This is a genomic window from Caulobacter hibisci (genome assembly GCF_016135805.1).
Lineage (GTDB): Bacteria > Pseudomonadota > Alphaproteobacteria > Caulobacterales > Caulobacteraceae > Caulobacter > Caulobacter hibisci.
This window is the reverse complement of sequence record NZ_JADWOX010000018.1, coordinates 89,478-112,004: the sequence shown is the minus strand read 5'-3', so window position 1 is coordinate 112,004 and position 22,527 is coordinate 89,478. Positions and strand designations below refer to the sequence as shown.

General features: G+C 68.7%; 19 protein-coding genes. 7 read left to right on the top strand and 12 right to left on the bottom strand.

Going from position 1 to position 22,527, the window contains the following annotated elements:
• Positions 1 to 253 precede the first annotated feature (253 nt).
• Entirely contained in the window at positions 254 to 685 is a 432-nt protein-coding gene (locus I4Q42_RS20875) for an HIT family protein (RefSeq protein WP_198578014.1), read from the bottom strand.
• Positions 686 to 753: 68 nt separating this feature from the next.
• On the opposite strand from I4Q42_RS20875, the gene I4Q42_RS20870 reads away from it, so the two are divergent.
• Together I4Q42_RS20870 and I4Q42_RS20865 are read left to right on the top strand one after the other, a co-directional pair.
• Complete coding sequence (locus I4Q42_RS20870) at positions 754 to 1,344, top strand: DUF4287 domain-containing protein (RefSeq protein WP_198578013.1); 591 nt, start codon at positions 754 to 756, stop codon at positions 1,342 to 1,344.
• A gap of 54 nt (positions 1,345 to 1,398) precedes the next feature.
• Complete coding sequence (locus I4Q42_RS20865) at positions 1,399 to 1,881, top strand: pyridoxamine 5'-phosphate oxidase family protein (protein WP_198578012.1); 483 nt, start codon at positions 1,399 to 1,401, stop codon at positions 1,879 to 1,881.
• Here I4Q42_RS20865 and I4Q42_RS20860 read toward each other — a convergent pair.
• The 4 genes from I4Q42_RS20860 to I4Q42_RS20845 all read right to left on the bottom strand — a co-directional run bounded on the left by I4Q42_RS20860 (position 1,878) and on the right by I4Q42_RS20845 (position 4,845).
• A complete protein-coding gene (locus tag I4Q42_RS20860) occupies positions 1,878 to 3,041 on the bottom strand; it encodes a GNAT family N-acetyltransferase (protein ID WP_198578011.1) in 1,164 nt (387 codons plus the stop codon). The two genes, I4Q42_RS20865 and I4Q42_RS20860, sit on opposite strands and share 4 nt — an antisense overlap.
• Positions 3,038 to 3,811 carry a glycerophosphodiester phosphodiesterase gene (locus I4Q42_RS20855; RefSeq protein WP_198578010.1) on the bottom strand — a complete coding sequence of 258 codons (774 nt, stop codon included), beginning with the start codon at positions 3,809 to 3,811 and terminating at the stop codon, positions 3,038 to 3,040. Before I4Q42_RS20855 ends, I4Q42_RS20860 begins: the two co-directional genes overlap by 4 nt.
• Positions 3,811 to 4,269, bottom strand: coding sequence for a RidA family protein (locus tag I4Q42_RS20850; protein WP_198578009.1), 459 nt, complete (start codon positions 4,267 to 4,269; stop codon positions 3,811 to 3,813). The genes I4Q42_RS20855 and I4Q42_RS20850 overlap by 1 nt, the downstream gene beginning before the upstream one ends.
• A gap of 141 nt (positions 4,270 to 4,410) precedes the next feature.
• Entirely contained in the window at positions 4,411 to 4,845 is a 435-nt protein-coding gene (locus I4Q42_RS20845) for a phasin family protein (RefSeq protein ID WP_198578008.1), read from the bottom strand.
• Positions 4,846 to 5,205: 360 nt separating this feature from the next.
• Here I4Q42_RS20845 and I4Q42_RS20840 point away from each other — a divergent pair, with 360 nt between their 5' ends.
• Positions 5,206 to 6,516, top strand: a complete 1,311-nt coding sequence (locus tag I4Q42_RS20840) for a D-alanyl-D-alanine carboxypeptidase family protein (RefSeq protein ID WP_198578007.1) — start codon at positions 5,206 to 5,208, stop codon at positions 6,514 to 6,516.
• A gap of 235 nt (positions 6,517 to 6,751) precedes the next feature.
• On the opposite strand, the gene I4Q42_RS20835 is transcribed toward I4Q42_RS20840, so the two are convergent.
• Entirely contained in the window at positions 6,752 to 7,183 is a 432-nt protein-coding gene (locus I4Q42_RS20835) for a J domain-containing protein (protein WP_198578006.1), read from the bottom strand.
• A gap of 26 nt (positions 7,184 to 7,209) precedes the next feature.
• A complete protein-coding gene (gene mipZ, locus I4Q42_RS20830) occupies positions 7,210 to 8,046 on the bottom strand; it encodes a division plane-positioning ATPase MipZ (protein ID WP_198578005.1) in 837 nt (278 codons plus the stop codon).
• A gap of 200 nt (positions 8,047 to 8,246) precedes the next feature.
• Between mipZ and panC the strand changes: the two genes are divergently transcribed.
• Complete coding sequence (panC, locus tag I4Q42_RS20825; protein ID WP_198578004.1) at positions 8,247 to 9,095, top strand: pantoate--beta-alanine ligase; 849 nt, start codon at positions 8,247 to 8,249, stop codon at positions 9,093 to 9,095.
• Between the two features lie 159 nt (positions 9,096 to 9,254).
• On the opposite strand, the gene I4Q42_RS20820 is transcribed toward panC, so the two are convergent.
• On the bottom strand, positions 9,255 to 9,659 hold the full coding sequence (locus I4Q42_RS20820) for a DUF1489 family protein (RefSeq protein WP_198578003.1): 405 nt from the start codon (positions 9,657 to 9,659) through the stop codon (positions 9,255 to 9,257).
• Positions 9,660 to 9,823: 164 nt separating this feature from the next.
• Here I4Q42_RS20820 and I4Q42_RS20815 point away from each other — a divergent pair, with 164 nt between their 5' ends.
• Positions 9,824 to 11,125: a cation:proton antiporter gene (locus I4Q42_RS20815; RefSeq protein ID WP_198578002.1), complete on the top strand. Its 1,302-nt coding sequence runs from the start codon at positions 9,824 to 9,826 to the stop codon at positions 11,123 to 11,125.
• A gap of 169 nt (positions 11,126 to 11,294) precedes the next feature.
• Here the strand turns inward: I4Q42_RS20815 and I4Q42_RS20810 are convergent, their stop codons facing one another.
• Positions 11,295 to 13,253: an acetyl/propionyl/methylcrotonyl-CoA carboxylase subunit alpha gene (locus I4Q42_RS20810; RefSeq protein WP_198578001.1), complete on the bottom strand. Its 1,959-nt coding sequence runs from the start codon at positions 13,251 to 13,253 to the stop codon at positions 11,295 to 11,297.
• A gap of 209 nt (positions 13,254 to 13,462) precedes the next feature.
• Here I4Q42_RS20810 and I4Q42_RS20805 point away from each other — a divergent pair, with 209 nt between their 5' ends.
• Entirely contained in the window at positions 13,463 to 14,494 is a 1,032-nt protein-coding gene (locus I4Q42_RS20805; RefSeq protein WP_198578000.1) for a glycoside hydrolase family 43 protein, read from the top strand.
• 553 nt (positions 14,495 to 15,047) lie between these two features.
• Here I4Q42_RS20805 and I4Q42_RS20800 read toward each other — a convergent pair.
• Positions 15,048 to 15,965, bottom strand: coding sequence for a formylglycine-generating enzyme family protein (locus I4Q42_RS20800; RefSeq protein WP_198577999.1), 918 nt, complete (start codon positions 15,963 to 15,965; stop codon positions 15,048 to 15,050).
• Positions 15,962 to 17,731, bottom strand: coding sequence for an arylsulfatase (locus tag I4Q42_RS20795; RefSeq protein ID WP_232793324.1), 1,770 nt, complete (start codon positions 17,729 to 17,731; stop codon positions 15,962 to 15,964). The genes I4Q42_RS20800 and I4Q42_RS20795 overlap by 4 nt, the downstream gene beginning before the upstream one ends.
• Positions 17,732 to 18,015: 284 nt before the next feature.
• Between I4Q42_RS20795 and I4Q42_RS20790 the strand changes: the two genes are divergently transcribed.
• On the top strand, positions 18,016 to 20,400 hold the full coding sequence (locus I4Q42_RS20790) for a TonB-dependent receptor (RefSeq protein ID WP_198577998.1): 2,385 nt from the start codon (positions 18,016 to 18,018) through the stop codon (positions 20,398 to 20,400).
• Positions 20,401 to 20,442: 42 nt separating this feature from the next.
• Here the strand turns inward: I4Q42_RS20790 and I4Q42_RS20785 are convergent, their stop codons facing one another.
• Positions 20,443 to 22,473 carry a S9 family peptidase gene (locus I4Q42_RS20785; protein ID WP_198577997.1) on the bottom strand — a complete coding sequence of 677 codons (2,031 nt, stop codon included), beginning with the start codon at positions 22,471 to 22,473 and terminating at the stop codon, positions 20,443 to 20,445.
• Between the last annotated feature and the right edge of the window lie 54 nt (positions 22,474 to 22,527).

Sequence of the window (22,527 nt, the reverse complement as noted above, 5' to 3'; positions counted from 1 at the left end):
GTGGTTAAACGATCGGGGGGGGCGTCTGAGCTTCGTCGAAACGGTATAAAAAACCCACCCAGCCGGGCGCAGCCCGGACGCCCCGCGCCCTCTCCGATCAACTCGTAGCGAAAGCGCGAGGACGAAGCGCCGTGCCTGCCCCCTCCGGCCCTCCGGGCCACCTCCCCCAGAGGGGGAGGATCTTGAGCGCCTAGATGCTCCCCCTCTGGGGGAGCTGTCGCGGAGCGACTGAGGGGGTCCGCGGAAGCGGACCCTACAGCGCCGCGGCGATCTTCGCGGCCAGGGCCTTCAGGTCCTCGGCGTCGGCCATGCCTTCGCCGTGACGGCCCACTTCCTGGTCCTCGTAGCGCGGGATGACGTGGAAATGCAGGTGAAACACCGTCTGGCCGGCCGGCGTCCCATTGAACTGGGTCACCACCACGCCATCGGGCTTCAGCGCCGTGGTCACCGCCCGGGAGGCCTTCTGCACCGCGCCGATCAGCCGGCCCAGGGTCTTGGGCTCGGCCTCCAGCACGTTGCGGGCCTTGGAGGTCTTGGAGATCACCAGCAGGTGACCCGGCGACTGGGGAAAGGCGTCCATGAAGGCCAGGACCTCGTCGTCCTCGAACACCTTCACGCTCGGGATCTCGCCGCGAACGATCTTGGCGAAGATGTTGTCCGGGTCGTAGGTTCCGTGAAGGCTCATGACCGTCTCCAATTGCGTGGGACAGGCTCTAGCAAACCACTGGCCAAACCACGAGGGGGGGCGCAAGCGTGGGCAAGACCGACGAGGCGGGCCGAGGCCTGACCGACCGCCAGAAGAAGTGGTTCGCCTCGGTCCAGGCCAGCCTGGAACGCGACACCGGCAAGACCCTGGCCCAATGGGTCGAGATCGTCCGCCGCGACTGCGCCGAGACCAGGCCCAAGGCCCGCATCGACTGGCTGAAAACCCACTACGGCCTGGGCGTCAATCGCTGCGCCCACATCCTGGGCGAGGCCTTCCCGTCCGAACTGGGCTGGGACGACGCGGCCGGCCTGCGCGCGGCGCTATGGACCGACCCGGCCTCCACCGCCATCCTGGAAGCGATCGAGGCCGCCGTGGCCGACTTCCCCGGCCTGGTCACCGGCCAGCGCAAGGGCTTCACGGCCTGGTCGAACAAGGTGCAGTTCGCCGCCGCCAAGCCGCTCAAGGGCGGAGGCGTGTCGCTGGGCCTGGCCCTGGCGCCCAACGCCTCCCCTCGCCTGTCCGAGCCGAAGAACGAAGGCTGGTCCGAACGGCTGAAGGCCAAGCTCGCCCTCGCCTCGCCCGCCGAGATCGACGACGAGGTGAAGACCCTGCTGAAGGCCGCCTTCGAGCGCTCCTGAACGGGAACGACCCGCTTCGCCCTCCGTTGGCTAGGTCCAATGGAGGAGATCCCCATGTCCAACGAAGCCGAACTGAAAGCCAAGTTCTGGAAGGCCCTGAAATCCGACCGCACCGGCCTGATCGGCCTGCGCGGCGGCGAAGGCGGCCGGGCCCAGCCGATGACCTTCGTCCTCGACGGCGACGAGACCGAGGCGGCCTGGATCTTCAGCGCCGTCGACGTCGACCTGGTCAAGGAAACCGGCGCCGGCGCCCCTGCCCTGCTGCACTTCGCCTCCAAGGGCCACGACCTGTTCGCCGCGGTCGACGGCCGCCTGACCATCGAGACCGACCCCGAGATGGTCGAGCGCCTGTGGAACCCCTTCATCGCCGCCTGGTACGAGGGCAAGGACGATCCCAAGCTGCGCCTGCTGCGCTTCGAACCCGGCCAGGCCCAGATCTGGCTGAACGAGAACAGCCTGTTCGCCGGCGTGAAGATGCTGCTCGGCGTCGACCCGAAGAAGGACTACGACGACAAGACCGCTGAGGTTCGGCTCTAGCCGTCGGCGTGCCGGAACGGCGAATACTCCTCGGTGAGCATCGCCATGTCCTCGGCCACCGCCGCCCGCTCCTGCTCCAGGTAGCGAGCGACCGGCGCGCGTAGCGCCGGGTCGGCGATCCAGTGGGCGGAATAGACCGCGCTCGGCAGGTAGCCGCGGGCGATCTTGTGCTGCCCTTGGGCGCCGGCCTCGACGCGCGGCAGGCCCAGCCGGATCGCGTGCTCGATGGCCTGATAGTAGCAGAGCTCGAAATGCAGGAACGGCACGTCCTCGGTGCAGCCCCAGTGACGGCCGTAGAGGCAGTCGCGGCCCAGCAGGTTCAGCGCGCCCGCGATCCACGGCCCGTCCGGCCGCCGGGCCAGGATCAGCAGCACCTTGTCGGCCATCCGCTCGTGCAGCAGCGAGAAGAACCGCCGGTTCAGATAGGGCCGCCCCCACTTGCGGGCGCCGGTGTCCATGTAGAAGCCGAAGAAGGCGTCCCAGTGCTCGGGCTTCAGGTCGTCGCCGGACAGGGCGACGATCTCCAGCCCCTCCTGGGCGTCGCGCCGCTCGCGGCGGATGGTCTTGCGGCGGTTGGACGACAGGGCCGCCAGGAAGTCGTCGAAGGTCGCGTAGCCGGCGTTTTCCCAGTGATACTGCTGGTCCTGACGGCGCAGCAGGCCGCGATCGCCCATCCAGTCCCACTCTTCCGTGGTCGGGAAGGTCACGTGCAGCGACGAGGCCTTCAGGCGCTCGCACAGGGTCAGGGCGCCGCCCAGCAGCGCCGAGCGCGCCTCGTCCGGATCGACGTCCGGCCGGGCGATCAGGCGCGGCCCGGTCACCGGCGAGAACGGCGCCGAGCACTGGAGCTTGGGATAGTAGTCGCCCCCGGCCCGCTCGTAGGCGTCGGCCCAGGCGTGGTCGAAGACGTATTCGCCCTGGCTGTGGCTCTTCAGATAGAGCGGCATCACACCGCCGATCTCGCCATCGACGTCGGCGACGCTGACGTGATGCGGCGCCCAGCCGGTGCGGTCGGCCGCACAGCCGCTCTCTTCAAGGATATCGAGGAAGTCGAAGCTGACGAAGGGGTCGCCGGACGGACCGGCGCAGGCGTCCCAGGCTTCCTTGCCGATGTCGGCGATGCGGCGGTGGATACGCACCTCCGCCTTCAGTGAACTCACGCCGTAAAGCCCTCGAAGATCAGGTTGTCGCAATGGTCGGAGACGGCGTCCCACTGGTCCTGCGAACGCACGGTCCAGGCGATGATCGGCATGCCCTTGGCGCGGAACACGTCGGCGCGCGGGCTGGGCAGCATGTCGAGGCCGAGCGCCAAAAAGTCCGGCCGGGCCAGCTCCACCTGTTCCAGCGCCGCCAGCGACTTGCGCAGTTCCGGCGCCAGCTTGCGCGCGTTGTCGTCGTTCCAGCTGTAGGAATCCAGCCCCCGCAGGATCTGCGGATGGTGGTCGGCGAACCAGGCGTGGGAATAGGGATTGAAGCCGATCACGGCTATCGGGCCGTTGTGGTCGATCAGGATCTCCGAGACCTTCTTCTCCAGCTCGCCGACTTCGCCGAACGGGGTCTTCAGCTCGATATAGACCATGGCCCGGTGGCCGATCACCGTCAGGGCGTCGGCCAGGGTCGGGATGGTCTCGTCGGTGCCCGACAGCTTCAGCGCGCCGAGCTCGGCGGCGGTGTGGTCGCGCAGGCGGCCCTCGGCGCCGGTCAGCCGCTCCAGGCGATCGTCATGGAAGACCACCGCCTGGCCGTCGGCCGTCAGCTGGACGTCCAGCTCGATGGCGTAGTCCTTGGCGCAGGCGGCCTGGAAGGCGGCCAGCGAGTTTTCCGGCGCGCCGCCGGGCGTCCACAGCCCCCGATGGGCGACGGGCGGATCGAACAGGCGCTCCCACGCCTCGCCGAACACCTCGGTCCCGGGCCGCGGACGGGCGCGCATCAGAAGACCTCCACCACGGCGTCGACCTCGACGGCGAAGCCCAGCGGCAGCTTGTAGACGCCGACGGCCGAGCGGGCGTGGCGGCCGGCGTCGCCGAACGCCTCGACCATCAGGTCCGAAGCGCCGTTGATCACCTTGGGAATGTCGATGAAGTCGGGGCCAGCCTGCACGAAGCCGCCCAGCTTGACGATGCGGGCCACCTTGTCGAGGTCGCCGGTCGCGGCCTTGATCTGTGCCAGCAGGTTGATCCCACACAGGCGCGCGGCCTCCTGGGCGGTCTCCAGGTCGACGTCGACCCCGACCGTGCCCTTGATGCCGCCGGACGCGTCGAGCGAGATCTGGCCGGAGATATGGACGAGGTTCCCGGACCGCACGAACGGCACGTAGTTGGCCACCGGCGCCACCGGCTCCGGCAGCGTGATCCCCAGGCCCGCCAGACGCTCTTCCACCTTCGACATCACACGCTCCCTTACAGAGTGCGCATGCTTAGCAAGGGGGAGCCCGGGCACAAGAAAAAAGGCCCGGACCGCGAGGTCCGAGCCTGAAGGCTGGGTAGATCTGCGAAACCGCCCCTCGGCGGGGCGGCTCCGAAACTTGGCTTAGCGAGCGGCCTGGAACTTCTCGACCGTGGCGGTGACGCGCTCGTTCAGCGGCTTCACCGAGTCCTTCATCGAGGCCGAGACGATCTCCGAGGCCTTGCTGACCTGGGCGATGTAGGCTTCCAGGGCCGACTTGGCCCAGGCGGTCTGCAGCTCGACGGCTTCCTGCACGCTCTTGGCCGAGGCCAGGGCCTTGGCGGCGGCGACTTGGTCCTCGGCGGCCTTCTTCGAGTAGGCGAAGGCTTCGGCGCCCAGGGCTTCAGCGCCCTTGGTCGCGGCGGTCACCGAGGCGACGACGGCCTCGAGGTTCTTCTTCGAATGGACATTGGCCTCGGCCAGGGCGGCGAGCGACTTGTCGACGCCGTCCTTGAAGGCTTGGTTGGAGGCGGTGGAGTATTGCTCGACGGTGCTCTTCAGGGTCTCGGTGACGGCCATGGGGAAGGCTCCTGGGCAGATGGCGGGGCACAGGTTCGAACGGCGGAAAACGGGAGATGGTCCGCAGCCCTGCCCCGTGCGTTGGGACGACACGGTTTTCTCATGTTGCAGCGCAGCAGTCAAACGTTTTTGTGCAGTGCACCATAACCTAAGGTGAAGCTGCTCCGCACCCGGACCGCCTGAGGGCTTCGACATGGCGCGACTGGGGCGAAGCGTTGCCGCAACGCCTAAGTTTTATCTCATTCTGCGGCGAAATCGCTCACCAGTTGTTTACTTTGGCGTAAGGCGACAACGCGCATGCTAGGTTCACGCGTGTGGCGGTGCGGAACCGCTCAGTTCAAAATGACGGACGTTTGTCGCATGTTCGCCAGGCTTTTCTCCGCTCGTCGCCTTCTCGTCGCCGCCGGCTTCGCCGTCGCCGCGATGGCTGGCGCCGCCGCCCCCACCGTCGCCTCGGCCCAGATCCCGTACCTGCAACTGAACGCTTCCGAGCCGAAGTACGCGGCCATCGTGATCGACGCCAATTCGGGCGAAGTCCTTTACGACAAGCGCGCCGACAGCCCGCGCTATCCGGCTTCGGTCACCAAGGTGATGACGCTGTACCTCACCTTCGAGGCGCTCAGCGAAGGCCGCCTGAAGCTGACCGACCGCGTGCCGATCTCGCCGCGCGCCGCCGCCCAGGCCCCGACCAAGATGGGCCTGCGCCCCGGCGATAGCCTCAGCGTCGACGAGGCGATTCGCGCCATGGCCGTGAAGTCGGCCAACGACATCGCCACCGCCATGGCCGAGAAGCTGGCCGGCAGCGAAAGCCGCTTCGCCGCCCTGATGACCCTGCGCGGTCAGGAACTGGGCATGCGCAACAGCCGCTTCGTCAACGCCTCGGGCCTGCCCGACAGCCGCCAGATCAGCACCGCCCGCGACCTGGCCATCCTGTCGCGCGCCACCATGCGCGACTTCCCGCAGTACTATTCCTACTTCAGCCTCAAGGGCTTCGAGTTCCGCGGGTCCTATGTCCGCGGCCACAACCGCCTGCTGACCAGCATGGAAGGCTTCGACGGCCTGAAGACCGGCTACACCAATGCGTCGGGCTTCAACCTCGCCGGCTCGGCCGTGCGCGACGGCCGCCGCCTGATCGCCGTGGTCCTGGGCGGCTCCTCGACCGCCTGGCGCGACAACAACATGGAAGACCTGCTGACCACCGGCTTCGACGTGCTCAAGCGCCGCTCGCACGGCGAGCGCACCAGCATCGCCGCCAATCTCTATGAAGAGGATCCGACCGGCCCGATCATGCGTCCCTCGTCGGAAGAAGGCGACGGCGACCAGGCCGGCCTGAAGATCGTGCTGACCGACAATCCCAAGTCCGCTCCGGTGAAGGTCTCCCCCACCCTCAAGGCCGCCAAGGAAGCCGCCAAGCCGGCCCCGAAGAAGGCCAAGGGCGAGTGGAGCGTCCAGGTCGGCGCCTTCCAGTCCAAGAGCCTGGCCAACAAGCAGCTGAGCATCGTCCGCGACCGCTTCGCCAAGGCCGTGTCCGATGCCGAGGGCGCCGTGGTCGGAGCCGCCGGCGGCGCCTTCCGGGCCCAGTTCCAGGGCATGACCGCCGAAGCCGCCCGCGCCGCCTGCTCGGCGATCAGCGCCAAGCGCCAGCCCTGCATGGTCATCGCCCCGCGCTGATTACGGGCTGAGCCAGACACAAGAAAGCCGGCGGCCTCGCGGTCGCCGGCTTTTTCTTTGCACTTGAGGCTCAGCTCAATGCTCCGAGCATCCCCGCGAAGGCGGGGATCCAAGCCGAGTCAGCGGGCCTATCGCCGAGCGTGCTTCATCCTGAAAGTCCGCTTGGATCCCCGCCTTCGCGGGGAGGAACGGTGATGGGGATCACGACGAGCACAAAGGTCCGGGCGCCGCCCCCTCACCGCCCCTTCAGCAACCGATCCCGCGCGGCGTTCAACTGCGCCGCCAGGCCCGCCGTGCCGCCCTTGTCGGGATGGGCCAGGCGGATCAGGCGGGCGTAGGCGGCCTGGATTTCGTCAGCGCCGGCCTTGGCGTCGACGCCGAGGATCGAGCGGGCCTCGCTGGCCGACAGCTCGGCCTTGCGCGGCTCGCTCACCTTGCGGATCACCGGCCGCTGGCGGGCCGAGGTGGCGCACCACAGGCCCAGCACGCACAGCGCCAGGGTCGCCGGCCACTGGCTGCGCACGCCAGCGTAAGCGGCGGCGGCGAACGCGGCCGCCGAGGCCACGCCCGCGCCGACCCGCCAGCCCTCGCCGGCCAGCAGCGGCTTGCGCTTGCCCCACAGCAGCCAGGCGACGACCACCGCGCCGAGGATCAGATAGAAGAGCATCAGCGGACCCGCCGCCGCCCGGAAAGTTACTGGGCGGCGAGCAGAGTTTCGCCCGAGAAGGCCGCCAGACCAAGCGAATGCATCAGGGCCCGCAGTTCCTGGCGCGCGGCCAGGTGCTGCAGCGACACCGGCACCGGGCGGACCTGGGTCGACAGGTCGGCGATGGTCAGGCCGAACGGGAACAGCTCGCGATAGATCACGCGGTCGCGCAGGCCGGGACCCATGCGGAAGCCGACCCGCTTGGCCAGGGCCGTCAGGCGGTCTTCCAGGCGCTTGCGGTTACGGGCCTCGGTGGTGGCCAGGCGGTTGCGCAGCACCACCCAGTCCAGCGGCTGGCGCTGGCCGGCCATGGCGCGGGCCTTGCGGGCCTCCCACACCGTCTGGGAATAGAGGCTGGGCTTCTGCAGCTCCATGGTCACCGGATCGACGTGGCCCAGCATGTCGAAGTCGACGAAGCTGTCGTTCATCGGGGTGACGATCAGGTCGGCCAGGCCGTGGGCCATGCGGGTGATCTGGGTGTCGCCGCCGGGGGTGTCGATCAGCACGAAGTCGGCGACTTCGCGCGCGGCGAGGAAGGCCTTCTCGAACGCGGCCACCTGCTCGGCTTCCGATGCGGCGGCCAGGGCGATGTCGTCCTCGCTGAGCCGGAAGGTCAGCGGCATCGGCAGGGTGACCTTGTTGCCGGCCAGCCAGGACGCGCGGTTCTCGCAGAACCGCATGCTGGTGCACTGGCGCAGGTCCAGGTCCATCACCGCCACCTTGGCGCCGCCGTACAACAGCGACGTCATCAGGTGCACCGCGATGGTGGACTTGCCGGCGCCGCCCTTTTCATTGCCGACGACGATCACGCGCGTTTCGGCCATTGGCTTCATCCTTCGTTCCGCCCGACTCGGCGAATCTAACCAAAATCTTAACGCGCATGAAGCGCCCTGCGCGCCATCAGCGTCAATCTTGTGGCGCCCGGCGTCCACAGACTCCGTGTCGCAGGTGGACCGGATGTCCCAGATCGGCCATAAGCCGCCCCGTCCGAACGCTTGTTTTTGCGTTGCAGCAGAGTTCCGCCATGACCCGCATCGTCCGCACCGTCGCCGAACTGCGTCAGCACGTCCGCGCCTGGAAGGCCGCCGGCGAGCACGTGGCCCTGATCCCGACCATGGGCGCCCTGCACGACGGCCACCTGTCGCTGATCCGCCTGGCCCAGACCAAGGTTCAGCGCACCGTCGCCAGCGTCTTCGTCAATCCCAAGCAGTTCGCCCCGCACGAGGACTTCGACGCCTATCCGCGCGGCGAGGCCCGTGACGCGCAGCTCCTGGAAACCGCCGGCTGCGACCTATTGTTCGCCCCCAGCGGCGCCGAGATGTATCCGCAGGGCTTTGCGACCACCATCAACCTGACCGGCGTCTCCGAACCGCTGGAAGGCGCGGCCCGCCCGCAGTTCTTCGGCGGCGTCGCCACCGTGGTCACCAAGCTGCTGATCCAGGCCGAGCCCGACATCGCCGTCTTCGGCGAGAAGGACTACCAGCAGCTCCAGGTCATCCGCCGCGTCACCCGCGACCTCGACCTGCCCGTCGAGATCGTCGGCGCCCCCACCGCCCGGGCCGAGGACGGCCTGGCCCTGTCGTCGCGCAACGCCTACCTGTCGGCCGGGGAGCGCGCCGCCGCCGTGGCCCTGCCCAACGCCATGAAGGCCGCCATCGCCGCCGTCCGGGCCGGCGGCCGTATCGACGAAGCCGAAGCCGCCGGCAAGGCCGCCCTCGCCGCCGCCGGCTTCCGCCAGGTCGACTATTTCGACTTCCGCGACGCCGACGACCTGTCGCGCCTGGGCCCCGACGCCCTGAACGAGGCCAAGCCCCGCCTGCTGGCCGCCGCCTGGCTGGGCAAGACCCGGCTGATCGACAATATGGGCTTTTGAGCGCCTAGACCTTCACCGCCAGCGCGATTCCGACGGCGGCGACCATCGCCAGAAACAGCAACCCCATGCCGAGCGCCACATAGGCCAGTCGCATCTTCACTCTCCCCGAAAGACCGAGGACAAAGCGTCGCAGCCTGAGGTTGACGATCTACTAAACGATCACCAGGCCCCGAGTTCGCGCAGTTGCCGCGCCAGTTCGGGCGGCATGTCGGCGGCTTCGCCTTCGGTGAGGTCGGGCGGCGCGTCTTCGGGCTTCAGGTAGCGCCAGCCCTGGAAGGCGCGGCGCGGCTGGGGCGCGACACGGACATAGTTCGGATCGACCGTCACCTCGCAACGCGTCGCCTGCCCCTCGCCCACCGTGTCGATGGCCAGGATCGTCTGGCGGCACAGCACCTGGCCCTTGAACACCCGGTACAGCGAGCCGCCGTCGAGGATCTCGTCGATCCGCTTGGGCGTCATGCGGGTGTGCATCACCCACGGACGGCCCGCGCCTTCCTTGTGCCAGTCGACGAGGTCCTCGACGGTGTCGCAACCGACGACCAGCTTGATCATGTGCAGAGCCATGCCGTCGATGTAGCGCGGCGGGACGCCTGCGCAAGCGTGCGATCGCCGCATCCGGGTGACAACGCTATCAGTTGGCGCCTAGGCCCGGTTCCAAACCGATGGTATCCGTGCTCCAGGGATGGAACGGCGACCGTCGAGGACGGCGCCTATCGGGGGTATTGGGCATGACGCCGGCTGAGCTCAGCGTTGTCTTCTTCTTGCAGTTGTTCGTCATCATCGCGGTCAGTCGTCTGGTCGGCTGGCTGGCGAAGAAATATCTCGGCCAGCCCCAGGTGGTCGGCGAGATGATCGCCGGCGTGCTGCTGGGGCCGTCGCTGTTCGGCCTGCTGGCCCCCGACCTGCAGCACATGCTGTTCCCCAAGGACTCCAAGAGCGTGCTCTATGTCGGCGCCCAGATGGGGGTCGGCCTCTACATGTTCCTGGTCGGGCTCGGCTTCCAGGCCGACCACTTCAAGAGCAACGCCAAGAGCGCGGCGGCGGTCTCGCTGTCGGGCATGGCCGCGCCGTTCCTGGTCGCCGTGGCCATCGCGCCGTGGCTGCTGAATCTCGGCCTGTTCGGCAAGGGCATCGACACCTTCCAGGCCACCCTGTTCATGGGCGCGGCGATCTCGATCACCGCCTTCCCGATGCTGGCCCGGATCATCCACGAGCGCGGCCTGTCCAAGACCCCGCTCGGCACCCTGTCGCTGTCGGCCGGGGCCATCGACGACGCCGGCGCCTGGACGGTGCTGGCCATCGTGCTGGCCACCTTCGGCGGCGGCCCGATCGTGGCGATCAAGGCCATCGTCGGCGGCCTGATCTTCGTGACCTTCATGATCACCCTGGGCCCCAAGCTCCTGGCCCCGCTGGGCCGCTGGGCCGAGCGCGAGGGCAAGGTTACGCCCAACATGCTGGGCATTGTCGTCATGCTGTTCGCCTTGTGCGCCTGGGCCATGGACGCGGTCGGCATCCACGCGGTGTTCGGCGGCTTCATCCTGGGCACGGTGCTGCCGCGCGGCGTGCTGAGCCGCGAGGTCAAGAAACAGCTGGAGCCGTTCGCGGTCGTGCTGCTGCTGCCGATGTTCTTCACCTTCTCGGGCCTGCACACCCAGCTGACCATGGTCAACAGCGTCAGCCTGGTCGCCGTCACCCTGGTGATCCTGGCCGGCTCGATACTGGCCAAGGGCGGCGCCTGCTGGGCCGCCGCGCGCCTCACCGGCCAGGACAACGCCACCGCCTGCGGCATCGGCGCCCTGATGAACGCCCGCGGCCTGATGGAGCTGATCATCATCAACATCGGCCTGCAGAAGGGAATCATCGGCCCGGCCCTATTCTCGATGCTGGTGCTGATGGCGATCATCACCACCCTGATGGCGAGCCCGCTGTTCGAGATCCTCTACGGCAAGGCCGCCCGGGCGCGCGGCGAGCTGGGCGCCCTGGACGAGAGCCAGGACGAGGATGGGGAGCTGGCGAGGCTGCCGGCCTAGAACCTCCCCTCTCCCCTTGCGGGAGAGGGTGGCCTCCAAAGGAGGTCGGGTGAGGGGTCGCACGAACAGAAACGCCGCGGCAGCCGATCAGCTGTCGCGGCGTTTGACGTCTGAGGGACCCCTCATCCGTCGGCTTTCGCCGACACCTTCTCCCGCAAAGGGAGAAGGATCAGGAAACGGCCTCCAGCCGCGCCAGCACCACGCCCTCGGCCACCTGCCCCCCGGCCACGGCCGAGAGCTCGCCGACCACGCCGTCGAACGGTGCCGCCAGGGCGTGCTCCATCTTCATGGCTTCGAGCACCAGCAGGGTCTGGCCCTTGGTCACAGCCTGACCGGCCATCACCGACACAGACACCACCTTGCCCGGCATCGGCGACAGGATCACCCCGTCCGACGCCGCGCCATGGGCGCCGCCGCCGACCTTCGGCGTGAAGTCGAACTCGCGCACATCGCCGCCTTCGAACACTTGGATCGGACCTTTGCCGTAGGTGGTGGGCAGGCGCGTCACCTCCCCGAACTCACGGCCGTCGCGATGGCGGATGTCCCAGGTCCAGTCCTCGCCCTCCCCCATCAACGAAACCCGCAAGGGCGTGGAAACCCCGTCGACCGCCATCGGCAGGTCCATGCCCGCGCGCGGCCCGTTCATGCGGAAACCCAGCAGACGCGACGGCGCGCTCTCCCAGACGTCGCGCTTGAAGTCAGCCTCGGAAAAGCTCTCAAGGCGCCAGCTGATGGCCGCCATCACCGGCTCGTCGCTGAAGCTACGTTCGACCAGTTCCTCCAGCCGCTCGCCGATGAAGCCGGTGTCGATCGCGCCGTCGACGAAGTCGGGATGGCTGGCGCAGGCGGCCAGGAAGGCGGCGTTGGTCTTGACCGGATAGACCTCGACCAGCTTGCAAGCCTCGGCCAGGCGATGCGCCGCGTCCTCGCGATCGACGCCGTGGGCGATCAGCTTGGCGATCATCGGATCGTAGAAGGCCGTGACCTCGCCGCCCTCTTCGACCGCGCTATCGACGCGCACGTCGCCTTCCGGCAGGCGGAAGTGCTTCAGCGGCCCGGTCGAGGGCAGGAAGCCAGTGGCCGGGTTCTCGGCATAGAGGCGGGCCTCCATGGCCCAGCCGTCCAGCTCGATCTCGTCCTGGGCCAGCGGCAGGGGCTTGCCAGAAGCGACGCGCAGTTGCCATTCGACCAGGTCCTGGCCGGTGACCATCTCGGTGACCGGATGCTCGACCTGCAGGCGGGTGTTCATCTCCATGAACCAGATGCGGTCGGCGCGCAGGCCCTCGCTGGCGTCGGCGATGAACTCCACCGTGCCCGCGCCGACATAGCCCACGGCCTTGGCGGCCAGCACCGCCGCGCCGCAGACGGCGGCCCGCGTCTCCTCGTCCATGCCCGGGGCCGGAGCTTCCTCGATGACCTTCTGGTGGCGGCGCTGCAACGAGCAGTCGCGCTCGAACAGGTGGACGACGTCGCCGAACTGGTCGCCGAACACCTGCACCTCAATGTGGCGCGGCCGGGTGACGTACTTTTCGAGCAGCACGCGGTCGTCGCCGAAGCTGGCGGCGGCCTCGCGCCGACACGAGCCCAGGGCCTCTGCGAAGTCCTCGGCGCGATCGACCTTGCGCATGCCCTTGCCGCCGCCGCCGGCCACGGCCTTGATCAGCACCGGGAAGCCGATGGCGGCCGCCTCCTTGGAAAGCCGCGCCTCGCTCTGGTCGTCGCCCAGATAGCCGGGCGTGGTCGGTACGCCCGCTTGGATCATGAGCTTCTTGGCGGCGTCCTTCAGGCCCATGGCGCGGATCGCCGACGGCGGCGGGCCGATCCAGACCAGGCCGGCGTCGATGACCGCCTGGGCGAAGTCGGCGTTCTCCGACAGGAAGCCGTAGCCGGGATGGATCGCCTCGGCGCCGGTCTGGCGGGCCGCGGCCAGGATCTTCTCGGGGACGAGGTAGCTTTCGCGGGCCGGCGAGCCGCCGATCAGGATGGCCATGTCGGCCTCCATGACGAACGGCGCGTGGCTGTCGGCCTCGGAGTGGACGGCGATGGTGCGCACGCCCAGCTCGCGCGCGGTGCGGATGATCCGGCGCGCGATCTCGCCGCGATTGGCGATCAGGACCGACTCGATCAACGCATTCCTCCTCGGGACAAGGCCCTTTCTGGAGAGCCTCCATCGCATGTTTCGTTGTTGGGCGACGTTTATGCCCGAAAACGCCGCTACACCAGCATGACCTTTGCCGCAGGCCGTGCGTTCCTCGCCAGCTTGCCCCCTGCCCTCGCCGTTGCAAAGCGCCGCTGGAACCCGGATCGTCCGATCGGTGAAGTCTCCTAGGAGCCCTGATGCCCGTCGATCGTTCACGCCGGGCCGTGGCCCTGGGTGCCGCCGCCCTGGCCCTCGCCCCCGTCGCCGCGCGCGCCCAGCCGTCGCTGCGCCTGCCGAACATGCCGCTGCACGACCCGTTCATGGTGGTCGACGAGACCGCCGGGCTCTATCGGCTCTACACCGCCAACATCCCGCGCCTCAGCGGAACGCCGGGCCTGGGCACGATGATGTACGCCAGCCGCGATCTGCTGGACTGGGAGAAGCCGCGCTGCGTCTTCGCCGCCCCGACCGACGCCTGGTTCAAGGGCGGGGCCTGGGCGCCGGAGGTTCACCTCTGGAAGGGCCGCTGGTGGCTCTTCACCACCTTCCACGACGAAGCCGCCGCCCTGCCGCCCGTCGGCAGGCGCAAGCCTTACAGACGCGGCACGATCCTGGCGGTCGCCGACAGCCCCGAGGGTCCCTTCACCGTCGTGCGCGGCGGCGAGCCGGTCGCATCCAAGGACCTCATGACCCTGGACGGCACGCTCTACGTCGCGCCCGACGGCCGTCCCTGGTCCGTCTATTCGCGCGAATGGCTGCAGGTCGGCGACGGGGCCATCGAGGCCTTGCCCCTGACCGACGATCTCGCCGCCGCCGGCCCGCCCCGGACGCTGTTCACCGCCAGCCAGGCGTCGTGGGCCGACGGCAAGCGCCAGCCCGAGGGCGACCTGGCCTATGTCACCGACGGCCCGCAGCTGTTCACCACCCGAACCGGCCAGCTGCTGATGCTGTGGTCGAGCTACGACAAGGACGGCTACGTCCAGTCCCAGGCCCAATCAATGAGCGGCAAGCTCGAAGGCCCGTGGGCGCAGCTGCCGCCGCTGGTCCGCCACGACAGCGGCCACGGCATGCTGTTCCGGCGTTTCGACGGCCAGCTGATGATGATCGTCCACCGCCCCTTCAAGAACGCCCGCGGCAAGCTCTACGAGATGCGGGATGCTGGGGATCGGCTGGAGATCGTCCGGCAAAGGATCGATTTGGATGGGGATGCGCGGGAACTAGTGGGGTAGCGGCGGTTCCCTATTTTTCCCGTCATTTCCACCCTGGAACCGGGGACCTCCACCGCTACCGACACTGCCCCAGAGAGCGGACACCGTCAGCGTCCGCAAAGGGTGGGAAGCGGGTTTCGAACCCTCTCTCATGGAGAGAGGGAGGGGCCCGCGCCGTAAGGCGTGGGAGGGTGAGTGGGTAGGCGAAGCCCCTGGACGATCTTGACGCTGTTGCGGGCAATGTGCCGGCACGCCGGTTGAGGGTGTAACCACTCACCCTCCCATGCTTCGCATGGGCCCCTCCCTCTCTCTAAGAGAGAGGGGCCACTCTCGCTCCGCCGTCCGCAACGGGTCGTAGGCCGAAGTTGGCTCCGCCGCCTGTTTCGGACGGTCAGATCGGCGTCGCGAGCGAGTGTCGGTTTCGGTCAACACTCGCCCTTGTGGCGGGTCCCCCTGCTTCCGCCCGCAAGTGAAGTTCAAGCGTCGTGCTGAGCACGCCGCCCCATCCGCCTTTGCGGCTGACAGAAGGGTTTTCGCCACAAGGGCGAGAATGACGGGCTATAAAATGAAAGCCTTACGCCGCCTTCGCGTAGGCCACCCGGAACCCCACGTGCGAGGTCCCCAGCCCCTCCTCCTGCGCCTGCCAGGCGGCGGGGCGGAAGTTGGCGCAGTAGTTGAAGGCGCAGAGGAACGAGCCGCCCTTGATCAGGCGTTGGGCGGGACCGCTCGCCGCCGGGCTGGAGGTCCACTCCCAGGCGTTGCCGATCATGTCGACGAGACCGAAGGCGTTGGCGGCGAAACAGCCGACGGGGGCCAGGCCCGTGAAGTGGTCTTCGTTGCTCTGGGCCAGCGGAAACTCGCCCTGCCAGGTGTTGGCGACCGGCTTGCCGTCGTCGTCATAGGCCCAGGCCTGGGGCGAGCGCGGGCCGGACTGATCGCCGCGCGCGGCGCGCTCCCATTCGGCCTCGGTAGGCAGGCGCCCGCCCACCCAGCGGGCATAGGCCTTGGCGTCCTCGTAGGCGACCTGCACCACCGGCTCGTCGGCATGGGCCAGATCGTCGGCCCCGCCGCCGTGCGGCCGGCGCCAGTTGGCGCCGCGCACCAGCTTCCACCACTGGGCCGCGTCGTCGCCCGACAGGTGTTCGGGCTGGACGAACACCGCCGAGCTTCCGTCCCGCTCGGCCTGGGTGACATAGCCGGTGGCGTCGACGAAGGCGGCGAACTGGCGGTTGGTGACCTCGTGGCGGTCGATCCAGAAGCCTTCGACGGCCAGGGTCTTGCCCGGACGTCCAGGGCCGTCCTCGCCCAGCGCCACGGCGCCGGCGGGAACGAAGGCGCGGCCTTGCTGGGGTCTGCAAGCGCCGGGGGCGGCGGCGCGAATGGCCGCCACCTCGACGCCGGCCGGATCGGCGACCGTGAAGCCGCTCGTCGCCAGGCCGGCGACGAGGGCTCCGGCGGCGACCGCCCAGGACAGGCCGCGCCGACGGTTCATCGGCCGGCCGGCTTGGCTGGCGCGGCGCCCGCAGGCGGCGCGGCCGGCGGCAGGATCACGCCGTTGTCCGCAGCGTAGCGGTTCCAGGCCTCGACCAGTTCCTTCAGCTTGTCGGGCTGGCTGGAGGCCAGATCGACAGCCTCGGCCGGGTCGCTCTTGAGGTTGAACAGCTGCCAGTTGGCCGGCAGCACGGCTTCGCGCGAATAGGCCGCGCCGCCCGGAGCGGTGGGCAGGTAGACCGCCTTCCAGTCGCCGCGACGCACGGCGCGACGGAAGAACAGCTCCCAGGCCACGGTGTCCTGCGGGCCGCGCACCGAGGCGTCGGGGCTGGCCAGGGCCTGGACCCACGAGTGGCCGATGGCCGGGGCCACCGGACGGCCGCGATAGGTCTCCGGACGCTTGACGCCCGCCAGTTCCAGCACCGTGGCCTCGACGTCGGTGACGTGGGCCAGGGAGTCGACGATGCGGCCGGCGCCCTTGACGGCCGGCCCCTCGACGATGGCCGGGGTGTGGATGCCGCCCTCGGTCGAATAGCCCTTCACCAGCCGCGTCGGCGAGGTCGCCGCCTGGGCCCAGCCGGGGCCGTAGCCGACGTGCGAGCTGGCGCGGCCCAGGTTGTCGAAGCTGTTGTCGATCTGCAGCGCCGCCAGCTTGGCCGGGTCGAAGACCGCGCGCACGGTGTCGATGCGGCTGCCCTCGGCCCCGTTGTCCGACAGGAAGACGATGACGGTGTTGTCGTACTGGCCCGTCTCCTTCAGGGCCGCCACCACCTTGCCGACGTTCTGGTCGAGCCGGTCGACCATGGCCGCGTAGATCTCCATCCGCCGCGCCTCGACCTTCTTCTGCTCGGGGGTCAGCGAGCTCCAGGCCGGAACGTCGACGAACGGGTGCGGCTTGACGTCCTTGGCCACCAGGCCCAGCGCCTTCAGCTTGGCCAAGCGCTGCTCGCGCAGGGCCTCGTAGCCCGCATCGTAGCGGCCCTTGTACTTGGCGATGGTCTCGGGCGGGGCCTGCAGCGGCCAGTGAGGCTCGGTGAAGGTCAGGTAGCCGAAGAAGGGCCGGCCGTCCTTGGCCCCGTCGCGGACGTACTGGGCCATCCGGTCGCCATAGAAGTCGGCCGAGAACACGCCCTTGGGATAGGTCACGACCTTGCCGTCCTCACGGAAGGTCGAGGATGCGCCGGCCGCCTTGTAGGCCTCGTTCTGGTCCTCGCCATAGTGGTTCTGCAGGCCTTGCAGCAGGGCGTAGGAGCGCTCGAAGCCGCGCGCGGCCGGCGACTGGTCGTCGGTCAAACCCAGGTGCCACTTGCCAGCCATCACCGTGCGGTAGCCGGCGTCGCGCAGCAGTTCCGCCACCGTCACCGAGCGGTCGTTGAGATAGCCCTCGTAGCCCGGCTTGCCCTGCTGGCCGGGGGTCAGGATCTCGGCCATCGAGCCCAGGCCGACCTGGTGGTTGTCCGAGCCGGTCAGCAGCATCGAGCGGGTCGGCGAGCAGGTGGCGGCGGTGTGGAAGCCCGAGAGACGCACGCCGGCCTTGGCCAGAGCGTCGAGGTTCGGCGTCTCGATCTCGCCGCCGAACGCGCCCAGATCAGAATAGCCCAAGTCGTCGGCGACGATGATCAAGAAGTTCGGACGCTTCTCCACGCCGCGCGTCGCGGCCGGAGCCGTCGGTTCGGCGGCGTTGGCGAGGCCGCCCACGAGGCCGGTCGCGGCGATCAGGGCGCCGGCCAGCAGGCGCGCGCGCAGGGTGTTATGATGGGTCTTCATGACGCTTTCCCTCAGCTTTCCCTTTCCCCTAAGGCCTCCCCGCTCGGAGGCGCTTACGACAATTTCGAAACCCATAGTTCAGAATTTCTGTAATGCCGATAGGAGTGGTTGGGATTAGAGCCGTTCCCACACCGCAACGACGACGCATCGGCGAAGGGCCCGCCGAGACGTCAAGAACCGTCGTTCTCTGCGGTTGTTCTTGCTGTTTATGGGGGCTCCACAACATGTCGGGCGCGCAACATTCTTATCGCCAGGCGAATACTCGCCTCGACCACAACCCCGGCGTGACGCTGCGTCGCCTGGCCTTGGCCGCCGCCTCGTGCGCCGCCCTGATGACCGGCGCCGCGCCGGCCTTCGCGGCCGAGACGCCCGCCGAGACCCCGGCCGAGCCGAGCGCCAATGACGCCGTGGGCCTGGACGCCGTGGTCGTCACCGCCCGCCGCCGCGAGGAAGACGCCCAGACCGTGCCGGTCGCCGTTTCCGCCTTTGGCGGCGCTCAGCTCGAGAAAGCCCGCGCCTACAACGTTCGCGACCTGCAGCAGCTTTCGCCGAGCCTCAGCGTCAGCGTCACCAACCCGCGCAACACCAGCATCAACATCCGTGGCCTGGGCAACAACGTCTCGGTCTATAACGACGGCCTGCAATCGGCGGTCGGCGTCTATCTGGACCAAGTCTATCTGGGCCGTCCGGGCCAGGCGGTGTTCGACCTCGCCGACCTCGACTCCGTGCAGGTGCTGCGCGGCCCGCAGGGCACGCTGTTTGGCAAGAACACTTCGGCCGGCGCCCTCGTTATCGCCACCAAGGAGCCGAAGTTCACGCCGGAGTTCGCGGCCGACGTCACCGGCGGCAACTACAACTACTTCCAGGCCCACCTGGCGGTCGCCGGTCCGATCGTCGAGGACAAGCTGGCCTTCCGCGTCGCCCTCGCCAACACCCAGCGCGACGGCTACATGACCAACGTCTATGACGGCTCGAAAACGCAGGACTATCACGACTTCGGCGGCCGCGTTCAGTTCCTGCTGACCCCGAACGAGAAGCTGAAGATCAAGCTGTCGGGCGACTACGGCCAGCAATATTCCAACACCGCCGCCAGCGTGCTGACCGGCCTGCTGACCACCTATGCCGACGACGGCACGGCCTATCCGAACGGCTATCTGGCCCGCGCCGCCCGCATCGGCTTCACGCCGACCGCCATCGATCCGGAAGCGCGCCTGGTCTCGGTCAACACCAAGAACAGCTATTTCGAGACCCACGGCGGCGTCTCTGCCATCGCCGACTACAGCCTCGAAGGCGCCACCATCACCTCGGTCACCGCCTGGCGCGGCTGGCACTGGCGTCCGCACAACGACGCCGACGGCACCACCCTGTCGGCGATCATCGACGCCCACCAGGACAACGACCAGCAGCAGTTCAGCCAGGAACTGCGCATCCGCTCGGAAGGCGACCGCAAGCTCGATTACGTGGCCGGCCTCTACTACTTCTGGCAGGATCTCGACGCCGAGGCGGTCAACTATTACGGCCCCTACGCGGCCGACTGGCTGCTGGCTCCGGCGGCGGCTTCGGCCACGGTGCGCGCCGCGGCGCTGAACAACTACTCGATCATCAGCCACTCCAGCCCGAAGACCAACAGCGCGGCGGCCTTCGCCCAGGGCACCTGGCACGTCACCGACCGCTTCGATATCACCGGCGGCCTGCGCTACACCTACGAGAAGATGACCGGCTGGTTCGACCAGACCGCCTCGGGCGCCTCGCTGTCGGGCCTGACCACGGCCGAGCAGGCCACGGCGATCGCCCTGCGCGCCCGCTTCGGCGCGGCCAACAGCTTCTCGTCCGAGACCTCGGGCGACAGCCTGACCGGCAACATCACCCTGGCCTACACCTTCGACAACGGCCCGCTGGTCTATGCGACCTACGCCCGGGGCTACAAGGCCGGCGGCCTGAACCTGTCGAACATCAACACCTCCGGCGCCAACGCCGTCGATCCGGTCATCGATCCGGAAACCATCGACAGCTACGAGGCCGGCCTCAAGAGCACCTGGCTGGACCGCCGCCTGACCGCCAACCTCGCCCTGTTCTGGACCGAGGACGAAGGCTACCAGACCACCTCGATCAACCTGATCAACAACGTAAGCTACCTGACCAACGCCGGCAGCGTGCGCAGCCGGGGCGTCGAGCTGGACGTGCGGGCCGCGCCGGTCGAGGGCCTGACCCTCTACGGTTCGACCACCTACAACGACGCCAGCTACACGAGCTACGAGCGGGCCGCCTGCCCGATCGAGCTCCATCTGACGACCTATTGCGACCTCAGCGGCCGGCGCCTGCCGGGCGTGTCGCTGTGGGCCGCCTCGACGGGCGGCGAATACCGCCGGGCCGCCGGGACCTGGCGCAGCAACGCCCTGGAGGCCTATGCCGGCTACGACGCCAGCTATCGCTCGTCCTACTACACCACCGCCGCGGACTCCGAATATTCGAAGATCAAGGGCTACACCCTGCTGAACCTGCGCGCGGGCATCAGCTCGGAAGACGGGCGCTGGGACCTGCAGGTCTGGGGCCGCAACGTCTTCGATAAGCTCTACTACCTGTCGCTGGGCGCGGCCAACACCGGGGCCATCACCGGCACCCTGGGCGATCCGCGCACCTTCGGCGTCACCCTGCGGGTGCGTCGCTAGAACGACAAACGGCGGGGGTCTTCATCCCCGCCGTTTCTATTTTCAGAGCTCGCCCGTCTCGTCGGCGTCCTCGCCCGGCGGGCCGCTCCAGACGTAGTCCTGGCCCAGCACGCGCTTGCTGAACCAGTCCATCTGCACGTTCACCTGGAACAGGCGGTGGCGCAGCTCGCGGAAATTATGCGGCTCGCGCGGGGCCAGGTAGAGCTCGCTCTCGACGCCCAGGGCCCGCAGCGCCCGGTTCAGCATCACCGACTGGGTCCAGGGCACACGTTCGTCCTCGGCTCCGGCCAAGATCAGGGTCGGGGTCTTGACCTTGTCCAGCTGGCTGAGCGGCGAGTTGTCCGTGTAAAGATCGCGCCGCGCGGTCGAGCCGTAGGGCGGCGTCACGAACCATTCGGTGCGCTGCCAGCGGTTGTCGGACGTCAAGTACATCGACGGCCAGTCGACCGCCCCCGCGCCCGAGGCGGCGGCCTTGAAGCGGTCGGTGACGGTGATCAGGCGGTTGGTCATGTGGCCGCCGGCGCTCCAGCCCATCACGCCCAGGCGATCCGGATCGGCCAGCCCCTTGGCGACCAGATTGTCGACGCCCGACAGCACGTCCTTGTCGGCATGGCGGAAATAGCCGGCGTTCATCCCCTGCAGGAAGGCGTCGCCATAGGCCGTGCCGCCTCGGTAGTTGACGCTCAGCGTCATCACGCCCTTGGCCGCCAGCAGCGGGTTGAAGCGGCCGTAGGCGAAGATGTTGAACACGTCCGATGAACGCGGCCCGCCGTGGCTCTGGACGATCAGCGGGTAGCGACGGCCCGGCTGGTAGTCGAGCGGATAGGTCACCAGCCCTTCCAGCGCCTGGCCGTCGGGCGCGGTCCACTGGATCGCCTCCTGGCGCGGCAGGCGGAAGCGGGTGGCGATGTCGTCGTTCAGGTGCGTCACCTGCACCGGCGCCGGACGGGCCGGATCCATCCTGAACACCTCGCCCGGCGAGGTCGCCGAAGCCTTGAAGAACACCACCGTCTTGCCGTCGCGGGTCAGGGTGACGTCGCCGGCGGCGTGGTCGCCACGCGCCAGCGGCCGCACGACCTCGCTCTTCACATCGACGGCGAACAGTTCGCGGCGCACGCCGGTGGTGGCGGTGATGTAGATCTCGCGGCCGTCGGCCGACCAGGCCGCGTCCTCGATCTCATAGGGCAGGCCGTGGGCCAGTTCGCGCGGCGCCCCGCCGGCCGTCGGCAGCACGAAGAGGTTCGGATTGACCGTGCCGTAGCGGCCGTTCTCGGCCGTGGCAAGGAACAGCGCCGAGCGGCCGTCGGGCGACAGGCGCGGCGTGCTTTCCTGGTAATCGTTGTCGGTCAGGCGGCGGTCGGGTCCCTGCCCCGCCTTCACCCACAGCTCGGATTTCGGATTGTCGTCCAGCAGATGCGAGGGCGCGCGGCGATAGAGAATGGTCTTGCCGTCGGCCGACAGGTCGTAGGCCTCGACCTCGAAGTCGCCCTCGATCACCGGCGCGGCCTTGCCGTCGGCGACGGTGATCCGCCACAGCCGGCCGCGCGCCTGCGGCGTCTCGAAGGCGATCATGTCGTCCTTCTCGCGCTTGCGCTTGGCCAGGGGCTTGGGATCGGGGGCGTCGGCCAGGAAATAGATCGCCGAACCGTCCGGCGACCAGCGCAGGTCCGACGGGCCGGTGCGCAGCTTGCCCAGGCGCTTGGGCTCGCCGCCATCGATGGGCGACAGGTAGATCTGCCGGCCGCTGTCGCCTTCGCGCTTGGCGGTGAAGGCGAAGCGCTTGCCGTCCGGCGACCAGGCCGCGCCCGAGGCGGGCCCCTCGACCATCCGCCGGGGATCCGAGCCGTCCAGGCCCACGCGCCACAGGTCGTCCTGCACGGCGTTGGCCTTCCAGTCGACCCGGCCGACCGAATAGAGCACGAACCGCCCGTCGGGCGAGACCTTGGGATCGGAGAGCTTCTCGAGGCCGACCAGGTCGGTGGCGGTCATCACGCGCGGCGCGGCCCAGCCCTGCGAGGCGGCGGCCGCGAGCAGGCTTCCGGCGGCCAGGGCCGCCAGGCGGAAACGAAACATCGAAAAGCTCCGGAAATGAAAATCGCCGGCGCCCGAAGGCGCCGGCGATGAAGA